Genomic DNA, 15256 nt, shown 5'->3' with positions numbered 1-15256 from the left:
GAAAGAACTCGTGCCGGAAGAATATACAGGTGTGAACGTGAATATGTCTCACCATAGATGTATTGGCTGAAGGAGAGGATCTGAATGATTAAACCCGAACAATGTGAACGTCTGACTAGAAAAGCTCGCAAAACGCTGGAGGAGTACGGATTGGGCACTGCCGCTGATCTATTGGTATCCTCAAGTCGCTGGGGAATCCGGCTGGATGTATCGACACTCGATGAATATCGCCGAACGGGCAATTCACGTGTGGGCGGCAATCCGGACCTCCCTGAGCATATCCAGTGGCCGCTGACACAGGATGGTGTGCCGATGACTTTTCTTGCCCAGCTGAATCTTGTGGACTTGCTTCCATATACCCCGAATGATGGGCGCGTGAGCTTGCCTGAACGGGGAATGCTCTACTTTTTTATTGGAGTCGATGAGCCCGCCTACAATATTGAACATTATGTGATCTATGAGCCGGATTCGCATAACTTGACTAGGCGTGAGCCTGAAGGCGTTACCGCGCTGGAGACCGAATTTGCTGCACATGCCGTTACGGTACTGCCTAATTTGGAGTTTCCTACATATGCTTATGTTGATGCCCAGGCGCTGAATGCACTATCCGTACAGCAGACGGGCGAGAATGAAGTGGCAGACCCGGAAGGGGGGCTGTATGAGCGGTATCTTGAATTCGAATCGGACTGGAATCATCCGAGTACCCAGAATTGGGGCGGAATGTTCGGTTACCCTGACGGCCAGCACCCGGATGCAGAGCATCAAGCCCTGTTACAGATCGTACTTGGTGAAGAATACGAGTATGATGAAGAGAAATGCGAGAACAAGCTGACCGCCCATTATGGCGGTGATCCGGACCGCACACGGCAGGAACTGGAGGATACGCTGCTGCTTCTTAAGATAGATACCCATGACGCGATTGGTTTCCAGTGGTGGGACTGCGGAGAACTGCAATTTTTCATTCGTAAATCGGATCTGTTTGCCGGAAGATTTGATCAAACCTATTGTTCGTTATACTCAAGTTAAAATCCAGATTGAAAGTATAGAAGCAACAAAACGTCCCTGATTCCGTCTATATGATGGAGGAGGGACTTTTTTGTTCGTGAATGTTGGTTTTGCTAGGTAGCTTGTTTATATATATAGGGGGTGTAATACTGATTGAAATACGATCATACGTTCTGTATAATGGGATGAAAAGGAAGTGATATCGGTGATTCAATCTGCATTCAAACATATTGATGTGGCAGTCGCATCATTGATTGATATCTGTGATGAGCTGTCCGAACAGGATTTGACTTTGACTCCGATTGAGGGGAAACCACCGGTTGGTGAGCTGCTCTCGCATTTGTCGATGATCTGTCGTGCAGGCGTGTACATATCAGAAGGTGCCTCGGAAGAGGAGATGGCTGCGTTTTATGAAGAGAATCAACCCCGTACGTTAAGCGAGATCAAGCAGGCTCTTATTGAGAATCAGATGTATTTGTATCAACGGTACAGGCAATTTAACACGGAGGAACTGCTGAAGGTAACCGATTCCTATTGGGGGGCGTCCTATAGTCGTCTGGAATGGCTGCTCGAGATTATGGGGCACGTTTATCATCATAGAGGGCAGCTATATACAATGCTGACCCTGACGGGGAGAGAGTCCAAGGCGTATTGTTTGACTAATTGAATACATAGGTTTTTTGGTACTGCCTGAATCAGATCGTTCTAATACAATACATAGAAGCTTGCGAGTCCGGTACTGCAATAGGTTAAAGGATCAATAGACGGACGATACTATCTATACAATAAGAGCGGAGGACCATGAGTTGAAACGGAATCTCACATATCAGGCGTTACAAGGCTTGCTCCAGAACATTCCTCAACTGCATCAGGTAACAGAGGTGGAGCCCTTGTTGAGGGGTTATTCATCGGATCTGAAATGTAAGGTCTTTGTCCCGGATCAGGGGCATTTTTTGCTGCGTACATATCACCTGTCTCAGGAATCTTTGAAAAGGACTGAATATCAATGCATGACTGCCATGCGGGAATTGGGGGTCCGCTGTCCATTACCGATAAGCATGGGACGGCTGGATGAAGAGAATGGTTATATGCTGCTTGGCTATATCGAGGGTGAAGAAGCATCGGAGGCTCTTCCCCACATGAGCCAACAAAGTCAATGGGATGTAGGCATGGAAGCAGGTACAGAACTGCGAAAGATCCATCGCTTCAAGGTAGAGGACCAAGCAGAATCGTGGTACGTTCGCAAGAGCAAGAAGCATAAGCGTTATGTGGAGAAGTATAGACAGTGTTCTGTCAAAATGGAACATGATCAGCATGTTCTGGCATTTATCGAGGAGAATCTGGACTGGATGAAACATCGGCCCGATGGATTCCAGCATGATGATTTTCATCCGGGCAATCTTGTCATCAAGGATGATAAGCTTGCAGGAGTCATAGATTTCAACCGCTTTGACCAGGGTGATCCGGTTCATGAATTTCTGAAGCTGGGCCTGTTTGCATCCGAGACGAGCATTCCCTATTCCATTGGACAGATCCAGGGTTACTTTGGCGGTAATGAGCCTGACGAGCAGTTCTGGAGATTGTATTCCTTATACACAGCAATGGCGCTTGTATCTTCTGTGGTATGGATCCAGCAGGTGAAACCGGAAGAGACAAATGACATGATGGACAAGATTGAGCGTGTTCGGGAAGATCATGATGATTTTCGCAGATTCGTTCCCCGGTGGTATAATTTGAAGAATCAATGATTCATGGAATCGAAAGGAATAATGCCGTGGCACAGCCAGCTACCATTCTGCTTGTGGATGACGAGCAGGAAATTATTAAACTGATGGAGATTTATTTCGGCAATGAAGGTTACAGGGTTTTGACGGCAAGTGACGGACTCGAAGCACTGGAACAACTGAAGAAAGAACAGATCGATCTGATTATTCTGGATGTCATGATGCCGAATATGGACGGAATCGAAGCGTGCATGAAGATCAGGGAAGAGCAGAAGATGCCCATCATCATGCTGTCCGCCAAGAGCATGGATATCGACAAGATAACGGGACTAAGCATTGGTGCGGACGATTATGTGACCAAGCCGTTTAATCCCCTCGAACTTGTTGCCCGGGCCAAATCCCAGCTTCGCAGGTACTATACGTTCAATGAAGGACGGGAACACAAGGAGCATGAATGGGTCATCGATGATCTGGTCATCAATACGGATACACATGAGGTCTGGGTAGACGAGCAGCCTGTTCGGCTGACTCCGCGAGAATTTGCCGTCCTGGAACTGCTTGCACGTCATCAAGGCTCTGTATTAAGCATGGAGCAAATTTATAGACAGGTATGGAAAGAAGAATTTATGGAATCAAATAATACGGTGATGGTACATATCCGGAAGATTCGCGAGAAAATTGAAGTCGACAGCAAACATCCGAAGTTTATTCAAACTGTGTGGGGTGTCGGCTACAAAATGATTAAACCGTAACACGAATGCTCGATTATATCGCTACGTTGCATGGCAGTTGAAGCACATGAGCAGGGAGTCTTGTAAATGAATTCAAAATTGATTAATACGGTTCGGTGGAAGTTTATCTATGCCTTTATGCTGAGCGGGATTTTGACGGCAGCTATTCTGTATGGAGGCAGCAAGGTTGTGCAATCGATTCTGGCAGCTCAGGTATATCCCGATTACTCCATTCCAGCCAGAGGAATCCGCTGGCTGATTAACCATGTTGGTTCTGTTCCGCTGATGATTATGATCGGCGTGCTAGCTTTTGTACTGTTCTTTTTCCTGTTCACGCGCAGGGTGATGCTGGTTCTGGATGAAATTACTGACGGCATCCAGGAGGTGGCCAAAGGGGAGCTGTCACACCGGATCGAGGTGAAGACATCGGACGAATTCGGCGTGGTTGCTGCCAGCATCAATCAGATGGCCGAGCAATTGCAGCAATCGCTGCAGGAAGAGCGAAGTGCGGTAGCTGCTAAGAATGACCTGATTACGGGTATCTCTCATGATCTTAGAACGCCGCTGACCTCCATTCTTGGTTTCCTGGAGTACATCGAGAAGGATCGGTACCAGGACGAGATTGAAATGCGTTATTATGTCAGCATTGCATATGAGAAATCCTTAACCTTAAGGAAATTGATTGATGATTTATTCGAGTATACACGTGTTAGCGGTGGAAGCCTTCCCTTGTCTCTGACACCGCTTAATCTGAATCCGTTCCTGATGCAGCTGGCTGAGGAGTTTGCTCCCATGCTGGAAGAGGCAGGCATGACGTACAAGATCACTGGCGGTCAGGAGCCGCTGTGGATTATGGCAGCTCCGGGAGAGCTTGTCCGGGCCTACGAGAATTTGTTCAGCAATGCAATCCGGTATGGAGCACAAGGGAAAGTTGTTGAAATTGCATTATCCCTTGATGAGGGAGAAGCAGTGGTCCGTATCAGTAATTATGGAGAATCTATCCCGGCTCAGGATCTGCCTCATTTATTCGAAAGGTTCTACCGGGTCGACAAATCCCGCTCGCGCGAAACGGGAGGCACGGGGCTTGGCCTCGCTATTGCCAAAGCCATGATTGAGCTGCATCATGGCCATATCGCCGCATTCAGTGAGAATGGCAGAACCGATTTTGTGACCCGCTTCCCGCTGGCTCCTGCCTCTGTTCATCATGATTCAGAGGAACAGGGAAGGTAACAGAAGCAGCCTATCTTAAGAAAATGATAAGAAGTTAACCACTTCCTTATTAAGAAGTATTCGGTAAGCTTAACCTCAATCCACAGGGATCAGCTTAAATGGAGGAGGAGACTGAATATGAGAGGTTCATTACGTACAGTCAGATTAAGATACATATACATCTGTGGAGCAAGTGCGCTGCTTAGCGCCGTGCTCCTGTTTGTCGTTTATCACATGTCACGTTTCGCTTATCATCACATCTTGTCTGAGGCGACAGGGTTCACTCGTATGGTCCACTGGGGAATCAATCATGTCGGAACAAGGCCCTTCTTGATATTCATCGGAGGAGCCTTATTTGCTCTGTTCTTTTGGATTCGATCCCAGAAAATTTCAGACGATATGAACCGGATTACCTTGGGAACACAGGAGATGGCTGCAGGGCAGATCCCTGCCCCGATTGAGGTGTTGAATAGAGGTGAGCTCCGGCAGATCGCAGCCAACCTGAATGAGATCGCGCTCCGCATGCACAAGGGGAAGTTGAGTGGACGTGAAGGTTTCGCTTCAATGACTGAATATACTCCAGGTCTCGATAATCATGCTTATGAAAGGATGAAAAGAGATGAAGTGCAGCGAGGTTCGGCGCAATCCGATTTGCCGATTAAACTGACGCTGTATGGTGTTCGTTCTGCTCTGGAGGAAATAATGAAAGGACACTGCCGAGACGAAGCCGAGATAGAGCATTGGGTTAGGCTTGCCTATGAACAGACATTACTGTTACAGCATGCGCTTGAGTCCGTTCACCTGGATGCGCGTGAACATGCCTTCCCGGAAGAACAGGAAGGCAAGGAGCAGGGATATTGAGAAAGAAGATAAAGAAGGGAATTTATTATATTTTTGATGCAGCAGTAGTCGTTGTTGTTTTGTTACTAATGGGTTGTCTCTATATGGCTCTATACGGTGAGGCTATGGTGCGTAATCATCCGGAGGCCACAGCCAAAGCCTCTTCGACCGTTATTACTGACTCGACTGGAGCTGTAATTGCCAGATTCCGTACGCAGTCGAGCGGATTTGCAGAATATGCGGATCTCGAAGAAATGCCGGAGCTGTTAATACAGGCATTTTTGGCTACGGAAGACCGCCGTTTTTATCAGCATGAAGGGATCGATTATATCGGTATAAGCCGGGCTATTGTACAGGATGTCGTACACATGGATTGGAGTCAGGGAGGCAGCTCCATTACGCAGCAGTTGGCCAGAAATCTGTACTTGAACGGAGAGAAAACGCTCGTGCGGAAAGTGAACGAAATGTCGATAGCCATTTCGCTGGAGAAGAGATTTAACAAGGATGAACTGCTGGAAATGTATCTGAATCATATTTATATGGGGCGCCAGCAGTATGGAGTAAAGGCCGCCGCAAGGCGTTACTTCGGCCATGAAGACCTGCATCAGCTTGAGCTATGGCAGATCGCTACGCTGGCGGGTATTCCCAAGGGGCCTTCCATCTATAATCCGGTGGATGATGATGAGCGATCCAAGCACAGACGTTCCGTTATCCTTACTCTCATGTACGAACAGGGGCTGATTACCCAAGAACAAATGCAGGAAGCGCGCCGCGTGGACTATACACCGCCCGAAGCAGCATCTGTGTCAGCTGCAGCAGATCAACCTATGCCGGATTATATATCTGCGGTGGATACAGTGATGCAGGAAGCTGCTCGTCTCACGGGCAGGCGAGAAACAGATATTCAATCTGAAGGATGGACCATTCACACCGGACTCGACAGCCAGGCGCAGCTTGCCATGGAGGAAGCATTCCGTGACCCCTCACATTTTAACGATGATCGGGAAGATGAACAGGTACAGGCAAGTATGGTTATAGTTGATCAGCATAATGGTGAAGTGAAAGCGATGATGGGTGGACGAAATCCGGTGACAGGTGGCATGAACCGGGCAATCACCGACGCAAGGCAGCCTGGTTCGGCATTTAAGCCGATTATTGCGTACGGTCCAGCTCTGGAATCGGGTCATTTTAAGCCGGAGAGCATGCTGCCTGACAAACACACATCGTATGGCAGTTATCGGCCAAGCAATCTGGGAGGACAGTATAGAGGTTCTGTCACGATGTCATTTGCACTCCAGAAATCCATTAATGCACCAGCGGTATGGCTTCTGAATCAGACGGGGCTGAAGCAGGCACATGAGTTTGCAAGCCGACTGGGGATTGAACTGGATCAGGAAGATTTGAACCTCTCCATTGCGCTGGGAGGTGTACATAAAGGAGTATCGCCGCTGAAAATGGCCCAGGCCTATTCCGTGTTTGCGAATGATGGCAGATTCAATACAGCACATCTAATTCGAGAGATTAGGGACACGAATGGACGAATCATTTACGCGTATCGACCCGAGAACAAGCAGGTGATCACGTCCACTACGGCTAATACAATGACCATGATGCTGCAAAATGTGGTTAGCCAGGGAACCGGCAGCCGGGCCCAGCTGAGCCGGTATAAGGTGGCGGGGAAGACGGGAACGACACAGGCAGCAGTTCCTGGAATCGGCAGGGAGGGTAATCGGGATCTGTGGTTCGTCGGTTACACGAGCAAGTGGACTGCAGCTGTCTGGATGGGATTTGACCACACCGATGCAAAACATTACATGCGTTCGGGAAGTGGTGCAGCGGCAGATTTGTTTGCATCAGTAATGAACCGTGCAGGACGGTAGAGCTGAATGGATCCAACCTGTTGGATTTTATTTCCTGATTTACAACACAAAATATGGATCATGAGGTATAATGTACGTTTTAACAGTTTGGAGGGAGGATGAGATGGGAGATCAAGAACGTATCACCGAGGTTGACACAAGATCGTTATTTTCTGAACCCGGGACAAGGGTGGAGCTGCCTGGAATATCCGGATTGGGTGGCTGGCTTATTCTAATCCAAATTAGTTTAATTGCTTCGCTGCTGTTACTGGTTGTGGATCTGTCCCAGGTTTCTGTTATCATGAATCCAGCCAGTCGGGGAATGTTCAGTGAAGCGGATCTGGACCTGTACTATCGTGTCATGAACCCGTTATTATGGTACGGAGCGATAAGTAACGTCATTCTTCTGATTATCGTTATTGTGAATTTGGTTCTGTTGTATATGAAAAAAAGGCAGTTTCCACGCATGATGATCATGCTGTACTTGGCTAACGTGCTAGCTGCCATTGGGACATGGATCATGATTGGTCAGACTGAGATTCCAGGAGCGCTGAACGCGTTCGATACAACTCCCGCACGGAATTTAACCATCAGATCGATACTGACATGCTGTATCTTCATTCCATATTTTCTGAAGTCGGTCCGGGTGAAAAACACATTCGTAAAGTAATCTATTCTTACCAAGCGATCCCCCCAAAAAAAAATTACATGTTAAAAAAGGCCCGTTACAATCAGGTTGAATCCTGATGCAGCGGGCCTTTTCTATGACCATTAGATGTATAAGTCGATATGTTATTCCAGAACCGATTAGGACTTGGCCCTTAGAACGCCAGGCAGCCGGCGTATCATCTGGTTGAGAACTTCAGAGAGGACAAGTCCTACAGCGATGGCTCCGGATAACATTAGTGCTTTGGCAGCCATCTCGATGGCCGCACTGTAGTCATTCTGTACAAAACTGCGCATGGCGTTATACGCGAGACCACCAGGGACGAGTGGAATGATACCCGCGACGCTGAAGATAATGACCGGCGCCCGGAACAGACGGGAGAACATTTGGCTGATCACACCAACTGCGATGGTTGCTGCAAGTGTGGCAGGAACGGCATCTGCTGCATATTCCAGCACGACATAGATAATCCAGCCGATCATGCCGACGAAGCCGCCATGAAGCAGCATGCGGCGTGGAGCATTGAATATGATGCCAAACGCAGCCGAAGCGACAAAGCTGGTCAGGGCTTGTTCTATAAAATGAAGCATAACCTGCATACCTCCGTCTTACGTAAAAAGTGAAAATACAACCGCAATGCCTGTACCAATGGCAAACGCCGTCAGGAACGCCTCAGCTCCCTTGGATAACCCGGACACCAGATGTCCAGCCATCAAATCACGCACCGCATTGGTAATCAGGAGTCCGGGTACGAGCGGCATGACCGATCCAATAATGATTTTGTCGCGTTCATGTCCAGTTCCGATAGCAACAAGTAAGAAGGCGAGCAAGCCGATAACAAAAGAAGCGCTGAGCTCTGCGAAAAACTTGACCAGCACCAGCCGGTGAAAAACAATAACTGCGGCATAACCGATTCCTCCGCAGATCACGGCAGGCAGGAAGTCATCCCAGCCTCCGCCGAACATGATGGTAAAACAACCGCTCGATAGTGCCGCGGCAAGCAGTTTGACCCGTGCAGAATAGGAAGATGGTTTACCTTCAATCTGCAGCAGCAGATCATGGGCTTCCTGAACGGAGAGTTCCCCTTGGCCTATGCGGCGGGAGACGGCGTTCACTTCGGACACCTTATCCAGATCTGTGGTTCGCTCGGAGATCCGAATCAGCTTGGCTGGTTCGGTAGCATCCACCGAGAAAAAGATACCTGTCGGTACAACATAGCTATGTGAATGAGGGAGTCCCAGGGCGGCAGCCATCCGTTTCATCGTATCTTCCACACGGTAGGTTTCGCCCCCGCTTTGCAGCATGATTTTGCCTGCCAACAAGCAGATGGCAATCACGCGGGACTGTTCAGTCGTATTCTTTTCCGGAATCTCCTTCTCGGTCTGGACCGTGGGAAGGGGATCAAGAGAGTTGTATTCCAAGCGGGATCATGCTCCGTTTCTTATGAGATAAGGCCTGGGGCCGACACCATTGTATCATATTTCACACGTTAACACGGAAACATACCGCACGAGCGATAAAGTCATACACACATTTTTAATATATCCGCTCAATAGTCTGCAGCAGCACCAAAAAGGCTGCGTCCCTGATCCCCGGAGGTTACAGGAGCGAAGCCTTTTGAATATTGCGTTATTGCACATTGTTGGGACTACATTAACAGGGTGATAACCAGCAGCTCATACAGCACGAGTGGCAGGATGGTTGGTCCAAACAGTGCGCGCGGCTCCGGGTATCCATGCATTGGTGTAACCTGGAGATACAGAATTCCCCGATCAGCACTGATGATGACGCCTTCCCATACCTGACCATCGATATTTTGGACCTGTACTTTCTGGCCCACATACTGCCGGGCTGTATGATGAAGCATATTCCGCACACTTTGCACGGATTGGAGCATCGGTTGTTTAGCCTGGTAGACGACGCGTGCGGATGGCGTGGATGTGGATTCAGACATGGTGCACAACCCTTCCTCGAAATAAGTTCTCACTTCAAGGTATGCATCCGCCTACAAAAGGTGATCACACAAATGACATCTGAAGTGCTCCGCGTCCAGCCCGATAATCGACGGTGCCCAGTGCTCCGTTCACAAAAGTAATCTGCGGAGGAATGTGACCGAGGTCCACATCGTAAAGTACAGGCACATTCAGATCCCCGAGTGCAGAGGACAAGGCATCGGTAAAATTGAAATCTCCGGTATCCGAATATCCCGCTGGTCTGCCGAACAAAAAGCCCTTTACGCCAGCAAACCAGCCGGCCTGTCTCATCTGCCACAGATGGCGATAAATATCCCCTGCGTTCATCTCGCAGCTCTCCAAATACCAGATGGTGCCTTCATCTGCGCAATACTGGTCCAGATACGATGCAACCGGCGCGTAAGGAGTGCCGATTAGGCAGGTGATGGTATCCATACAGCCGCCCAGGAGTCGTCCCGAGAACGTAACAGCGGCGTTCGCGTCATCAGGTTGACCGAGAAGTTTCCAGCGAGAAGGGGTGTCCAGATTGAAACCGGGTGACTCCCGTATCCAGACTGATTGATAATGAGTGGAGGAAGATTGCGTAATCTGTCCTCCCTGACCCGTCTGTAATACATCAATCCAGCGGGCAGTCACCGGATCAAGTTTGTTCGATCTGAGGTCCACATAGTTGGTACCATGTGCTGTAGCCGTTCCCGTGAGCAGGGTATAGGCGAATAAAAAGGTGCTGATATCCGAGTAGCCCAGAACCCATTTCGGCGGTAGTGACCGCAGAGCTTCCCAATCCAGCAATGGCAGGATATCCATCAGAAACTCTCCGCCCCACGGTGGAATGATGGCCTTGATAGCTGGATCATGGAAAAAGGTGTTTATCTCTTCTGCACGGTTCTCTTTGGATGAGCTTACACATTTGATATTTTGCCGCAGCCAGAGACTCTCCTGAACGTGAAAACCAAGTCGCTCCATATTGTGTTTGCTCTCATTCAGATAATGATGCAGGGATTCATCCACACCACTGGAAGGTGCGGCCACACCAATGGTGTCTCCTGTAGCAAGCGGCTGGGGGTAACGGATGGAAAAAGGGGGATTCATAGTGTAAGCCTCCGTTTCTGTTCATCATTGTTTTTTGATAGATGATTTCCATTATATAGAATATCCCTATTAATTCCAGCCGTTATTTTAAAATTAGTTATCCAAGGGAATTTCGAGAGAGAACGGTGAGCGAATTTGCACAGGGTAAGAGTATATCTCCATAGTTAATTTACCTTTGGCAGAGTTACCGTTCTCGACGGTAATCCATGCTTCGCCGTCTCCATGCTCACCTGAAGGGCTCCAGCCTGCTTCTTTAATATCAAAAGTTTTCCCTGTACTATCCTCAATATTAGTAAATGAGAGTCCATAAGACGATTCCTTAGAGTTCATAATAGAAAAATGCATCACTACATCTTTTTCTTTCACCTTGTTATGACCAAGGAGTTTTAAGTTATTTGGTCCTCCTTCTATTTTGTTTGTAGTCAGATCAACGCTTATTTCAAGTTCTTCTTTATCAAGAGCTGCTAAGCCAGCCCCTTGTAAAGTCAGCTTTTTTGGAATGGAGAAATACATGCTCTCAAAGTAAATGGAACGTTCGTCATCGCCACCCATTGTTGTGTCCGTTCTCCATGCACGCCCTTGCTCATCAACCAGTTGAAGATCGCTGAGCCCGAACACCTTCTTCGTATTTTTCGGATCGAATGTCACATCAAGCACGAGACGAGTCGGATACAGGGTAGCTTGTTTAACATCAATACGCTGCCCATCTACCGTTAATGTTTGATTCACCGGCAGAACTCTCTTCATGCCTTTGGTTAAATTTTTGTCTACAGGTAAGGTGACCTTCCATTCTCCAGGATTCGCTTTACCTCTGGTTTTGAACACCACACTCAGCTCGTCGGGAGGGGTGGCCTCGTCGGTAAAGACAACATCAATCATATTCTCGTACACATTTTCGTCTGAAGTGGGTTTGGGTGAAGAATAGCCAAAAGCGACAGGAAGATTGTCACCATTCCCATCAAGCAAGTCGATATCATACTCACCCTTCTCCGGATCTTTCATGCCTTTCATCGTATAAAAAATAACCATGCGTGACTCGTCGGTAATAATCCCGTCAATGGTCACGGAAGCGCCGTCATGCTCGTCGGTGATACCAACCTTCTGCAGCAGAGATTGATCAATCGCCATCTGCAGGCCTTTGTCCTGGCGAATCATGCTGACGATGCCTTCCATGCCAGGCCATTGCTCCACGAAGGAGGCAAAGGCGGGGGAGACTCGGATGCATCCGGTAAACAGCAGGATGATGGCCGCTGCCGAAATCGAGCTCATGTACCAGCGTACCCGCGATTTGCGCCTGCGTGCAGCCTGACGTATTCCGGTCTGTACGGACTGCTGCACCGCAGCATCCGGGACGGCGATCGTATCGTATTCCGTTTTACGTCCATGCAGACGTTGTTCCAAATCTTCAAACTGCTTCTGTTCATCGGTCATAATTATGCGTCTCCTTTCATTTCTAGCTGAGCACGAAGCTGTCCAAGTGTCCGGTGAAGTCGGGATTTGACCGTACCAACCGGAATGTCGAGGATCTCTGCGGTTTCGGTCAGGGAGAATCCTTCGAAATAACTCAGGATAATAATCTGCTTGCAATCCGGGTCCAAAGCAGATACTGCTGCGGCGAGATCCGGGTCTTCGGGCCGATCCCAGCTGCTCGGTTCGTGCATCTCCGTGACGGGGCTGTAACGGTTCTTCCGTTTGCGCTCGTCTGCACAGTAATTGAGCAGGATACGAATGAGCCAGGTGCCGAAGTATGAAGGCTCTTTTAGTTTTTTTAGTTTGCGGTATGCTCGGTATGTAGACTCCTGTATCGCTTCCAGGGCATCACCCTCGTTGTGCAGGTAAGCATAAGCGATCCGATACAGGCGACTCTGATGTATTGCCATCAAGGCTGCAAAAGCCTCAGCATCCCCTTTTTGTGCGGCAACGGTAAGCTCTGTAAGGGTCACATGGCGCCTCCTTTCATGGCTTTGTTTCGTATTAGACCGTGTGAAGGGCCAATCGGTTCTTGCTTTTAGAAAAATATGTAGATCATTGCTCAAATTCTCGTTCATTACATTGAAGCAGACAGCAAACAACCGCCAGGCCGTCTCTTTGTAGTGCAACAAGAGTCCTGACGGTTATTCATGTTGTGTTTCACTTTGCATGCGGTTGATTACTATTTGGTTGCAGCTGCTTCTCGCAGATAGGAAGCGGTAGAAGTGTTGCCACGCTCGAGCGCAATGTCTAATGCAATTTGACCCGCTGCATTCAGAGCATTCGGGTCCGCACCATGCTGAAGCAGCAGTTGAATCAGTTCAGCCTGATTCGTATGGAATGCTGCAGAATGAAGAGCATTCTGTCCATCACTGTCAAGGATGCTGCAAGATGCTCCATGTTCCAGCAACAAACGGATGACCTCTGAAGAACGCTCTCCTGCAAGCGCTGCATGCAGTGCCGTATTGGAAGGAATGAATGAGATCCTGGAATGAGAAATGGCATTTACATCTGCTCCATGATCCAGGAGAGTACGAACTGCCTTTGCTTGTCCATAATGCGAGGCATATCCCAGTGGGGTAAGCCCATCCTCATTCTCGATGTTTGCCAGCTCAGGGAAGGCAGCAAGAACCGATTGCAGGTTCGCCACATCACCGTGCTGTGCTGCCTGAAATAAAGCGTGAATTGCTTCGGATTGATTCAATTGAATGACCTCCTTCTTTTGGATCACTCACTTCAATTGGCTATTCGTGAGATAGTTCAATTATAGGGAACACTCCCTAGAGGTTCTTCTTGATAATCACCTTTTTGCCCGAAGCTGGGAAGGAGATGTGTGAAATCTTTTGGAAAATAGAGTACTGAACGAGCCAAGGCTCTCAAATCCAACTTCATAACACACATCGGTGACTGGTTTATCTGTATCCAGCAGAAGCCGCTTGGCTGCCTGAAGTCTGAGCTCAGTCAGATACTGATGAGGCGTGATGCCGAACAGCTTCTTGTAATTTCGGAGAAAATGATTAACAGATAAATGCGCAATGGATGCCGTCTCCGTCAACGTTATGGGCCGATTGTAGTAGGCGCATATGTATTCATGACCAATATATATTCTGCGATATAATTCTTCTCGCGTAGAAGGCTTGGCCATATCAAGTCCTTCAATCTCAAACCGGACTTCACGATGTGAATCCAGCATATGAATGGCAAGCTGATGAAATTGTTCTTCAAGTCCCCAGCCATTAAACGTACCCATAATGTATGATGATCTGAATTGGTTCAGGGCTGTACCAAGCCTATTAGCCATAGGATATGTACGCTCTATCCATTCAATTGAGCCAGAATAAGAAGCGGCATGGGGTTCGTTCAGCAGCTGCTGGTCAGTGCTTAGAGCGTTACGGCAGATCTCTTCCATAAAGCCAGGAGGAAAAAAGACACAGAATGATTCGACGGGTACAGGCGAATCAATATGCAGACTGTATTCCTGTCCCTCGTTAAGAAGCAAGTAACGTTCGTCGTCGACCGAGAAGTGCCCGTGCCCTGCTTCATAGAGTGTTTTTCCGTAACGGAACGTTTTTAGCGACAGAGATCCACTGCCTTTCCAGTCGAATTGGGGCCTGGATTCATACAAAATAAATGGAGGGAGAGCAGACTGGGCTTCAGAGATCTCAGGCATAAGATGAGATCTCCATTCTAATCCATATAAAGTCGCTTAGCTGCCTCTAGGGCAGGTACGGCAAAACAGGCGAGTGGGGAAGGCAGGTCATGGAGCGGGAACCAGCCGATCTCGCCAATTGCGCCGCCTTCTTCCAGGTTCCGGGCGATGCCGCGGATTTTCCGGGCTGAGTAGAGGACCGATATCCAATGTTCTTCTCGTTCCGGACGAATCGTCTCAGCGGTGCAGAGCAATTGATCGATGGTAATATCCAGATCCACTTCTTCCTTGATCTCCCGAATGACAGCCGTTTCCAGTGATTCGTAAGGGTCGACTTTGCCCCCGGGAATACTCCATGTGTACTGTTCAGGCTGGCGGTTGCGCCACACCAGAAGCACTTCATTGCGTTCGTTCAGGATGACGGCCCCGACACCAATGCGAGGTTGGTCGGAGGCAGCTGCAGCAGGCAGCGTTGATGCTGCGTATTCGGATTTCTGTTTCGCTGAAGTTGATGTGGATTGAAACGACAGCGGAAGT

Annotated in this window: 17 protein-coding genes; 8 read left to right on the top strand and 9 right to left on the bottom strand. The window is 48.6% G+C overall.

The window, feature by feature from the left end; translation table 11 throughout:
- Window positions 1-84 precede the first annotated feature (84 nt).
- From PIL01S_RS23445 to PIL01S_RS23410, 8 genes are all read left to right on the top strand, one after another.
- A complete protein-coding gene (locus tag PIL01S_RS23445) occupies window positions 85-1026 on the top strand; it encodes a YwqG family protein (RefSeq protein WP_127539632.1) in 942 nt (313 codons plus the stop codon).
- 184 nt (window positions 1027-1210) lie between these two features.
- Window positions 1211-1672, top strand: coding sequence for a DinB family protein (locus PIL01S_RS23440; protein ID WP_127539631.1), 462 nt, complete (start codon window positions 1211-1213; stop codon window positions 1670-1672).
- A 139-nt stretch (window positions 1673-1811) separates the two neighbouring features.
- Window positions 1812-2753 carry an aminoglycoside phosphotransferase family protein gene (locus PIL01S_RS23435; protein ID WP_164764324.1) on the top strand — a complete coding sequence of 314 codons (942 nt, stop codon included), beginning with the start codon at window positions 1812-1814 and terminating at the stop codon, window positions 2751-2753.
- Entirely contained in the window at window positions 2750-3481 is a 732-nt protein-coding gene (locus tag PIL01S_RS23430; protein ID WP_170948143.1) for a response regulator transcription factor, read from the top strand. The genes PIL01S_RS23435 and PIL01S_RS23430 overlap by 4 nt, the downstream gene beginning before the upstream one ends.
- Window positions 3482-3547: 66 nt before the next feature.
- Window positions 3548-4690 carry a sensor histidine kinase gene (locus tag PIL01S_RS23425; protein WP_127539629.1) on the top strand — a complete coding sequence of 381 codons (1143 nt, stop codon included), beginning with the start codon at window positions 3548-3550 and terminating at the stop codon, window positions 4688-4690.
- A 117-nt stretch (window positions 4691-4807) separates the two neighbouring features.
- A complete protein-coding gene (locus tag PIL01S_RS23420; protein WP_127539628.1) occupies window positions 4808-5530 on the top strand; it encodes a HAMP domain-containing protein in 723 nt (240 codons plus the stop codon).
- Window positions 5527-7389 (top strand): transglycosylase domain-containing protein, encoded by a 1863-nt coding sequence (locus PIL01S_RS23415; protein WP_246058531.1) that lies wholly within the window; start codon window positions 5527-5529, stop codon window positions 7387-7389. The genes PIL01S_RS23420 and PIL01S_RS23415 overlap by 4 nt, the downstream gene beginning before the upstream one ends.
- A gap of 103 nt (window positions 7390-7492) precedes the next feature.
- Entirely contained in the window at window positions 7493-8038 is a 546-nt protein-coding gene (locus PIL01S_RS23410; RefSeq protein WP_164764323.1) for a DUF2569 domain-containing protein, read from the top strand.
- Window positions 8039-8175: 137 nt separating this feature from the next.
- Here the strand turns inward: PIL01S_RS23410 and PIL01S_RS23405 are convergent, their stop codons facing one another.
- The 9 genes from PIL01S_RS23405 to PIL01S_RS29930 form a co-directional block, all read right to left on the bottom strand.
- Window positions 8176-8625: a threonine/serine exporter family protein gene (locus PIL01S_RS23405; RefSeq protein WP_127539625.1), complete on the bottom strand. Its 450-nt coding sequence runs from the start codon at window positions 8623-8625 to the stop codon at window positions 8176-8178.
- Between the two features lie 18 nt (window positions 8626-8643).
- Window positions 8644-9405, bottom strand: a complete 762-nt coding sequence (locus PIL01S_RS23400) for a threonine/serine exporter family protein (RefSeq protein WP_127539695.1) — start codon at window positions 9403-9405, stop codon at window positions 8644-8646.
- A gap of 278 nt (window positions 9406-9683) precedes the next feature.
- Window positions 9684-9989 (bottom strand): hypothetical protein, encoded by a 306-nt coding sequence (locus tag PIL01S_RS23395; protein ID WP_127539624.1) that lies wholly within the window; start codon window positions 9987-9989, stop codon window positions 9684-9686.
- A gap of 64 nt (window positions 9990-10053) precedes the next feature.
- The gene (locus PIL01S_RS23390; protein WP_127539623.1) at window positions 10054-11100 is read right to left on the bottom strand and encodes a S66 family peptidase; all 1047 of its coding nucleotides are present in this window, start codon (window positions 11098-11100) and stop codon (window positions 10054-10056) included.
- A gap of 93 nt (window positions 11101-11193) precedes the next feature.
- A complete protein-coding gene (locus PIL01S_RS23385; protein ID WP_127539622.1) occupies window positions 11194-12531 on the bottom strand; it encodes a DUF4179 domain-containing protein in 1338 nt (445 codons plus the stop codon).
- Window positions 12532-12533: 2 nt separating this feature from the next.
- Window positions 12534-13043, bottom strand: a complete 510-nt coding sequence (locus tag PIL01S_RS23380; RefSeq protein WP_246058530.1) for a sigma-70 family RNA polymerase sigma factor — start codon at window positions 13041-13043, stop codon at window positions 12534-12536.
- A gap of 209 nt (window positions 13044-13252) precedes the next feature.
- Complete coding sequence (locus PIL01S_RS23375) at window positions 13253-13774, bottom strand: ankyrin repeat domain-containing protein (RefSeq protein ID WP_127539621.1); 522 nt, start codon at window positions 13772-13774, stop codon at window positions 13253-13255.
- A gap of 96 nt (window positions 13775-13870) precedes the next feature.
- Window positions 13871-14740 carry a helix-turn-helix transcriptional regulator gene (locus PIL01S_RS23370; RefSeq protein ID WP_127539620.1) on the bottom strand — a complete coding sequence of 290 codons (870 nt, stop codon included), beginning with the start codon at window positions 14738-14740 and terminating at the stop codon, window positions 13871-13873.
- A gap of 17 nt (window positions 14741-14757) precedes the next feature.
- A complete protein-coding gene (locus tag PIL01S_RS29930) occupies window positions 14758-15189 on the bottom strand; it encodes an NUDIX domain-containing protein (protein ID WP_246058534.1) in 432 nt (143 codons plus the stop codon).
- Window positions 15190-15256: the final 67 nt, after the last annotated feature.

This window comes from Paenibacillus illinoisensis NBRC 15959, from assembly GCF_004000925.1.
GTDB lineage: Bacteria > Bacillota > Bacilli > Paenibacillales > Paenibacillaceae > Paenibacillus > Paenibacillus illinoisensis.
This window is presented reverse-complemented; position numbering and strand designations above follow the sequence as displayed.

Coding starts and splice junctions, on each gene's coding strand:
- PIL01S_RS23445 (WP_127539632.1), top strand. CDS start 85: ATGATTAAACCCGAACAATGTGAACGTCTGACTAGAAAAGCTCGCAAA.
- PIL01S_RS23430 (WP_170948143.1), top strand. CDS start 2,750: ATGATTCATGGAATCGAAAGGAATAATGCCGTGGCACAGCCAGCTACC.
- PIL01S_RS23425 (WP_127539629.1), top strand. CDS start 3,548: ATGAATTCAAAATTGATTAATACGGTTCGGTGGAAGTTTATCTATGCC.
- PIL01S_RS23420 (WP_127539628.1), top strand. CDS start 4,808: ATGAGAGGTTCATTACGTACAGTCAGATTAAGATACATATACATCTGT.
- PIL01S_RS23410 (WP_164764323.1), top strand. CDS start 7,493: ATGGGAGATCAAGAACGTATCACCGAGGTTGACACAAGATCGTTATTT.
- PIL01S_RS23405 (WP_127539625.1), bottom strand. CDS start 8,625: ATGCTTCATTTTATAGAACAAGCCCTGACCAGCTTTGTCGCTTCGGCT.
- PIL01S_RS23395 (WP_127539624.1), bottom strand. CDS start 9,989: ATGTCTGAATCCACATCCACGCCATCCGCACGCGTCGTCTACCAGGCT.
- PIL01S_RS23390 (WP_127539623.1), bottom strand. CDS start 11,100: ATGAATCCCCCTTTTTCCATCCGTTACCCCCAGCCGCTTGCTACAGGA.
- PIL01S_RS23385 (WP_127539622.1), bottom strand. CDS start 12,531: ATGACCGATGAACAGAAGCAGTTTGAAGATTTGGAACAACGTCTGCAT.
- PIL01S_RS23370 (WP_127539620.1), bottom strand. CDS start 14,740: ATGCCTGAGATCTCTGAAGCCCAGTCTGCTCTCCCTCCATTTATTTTG.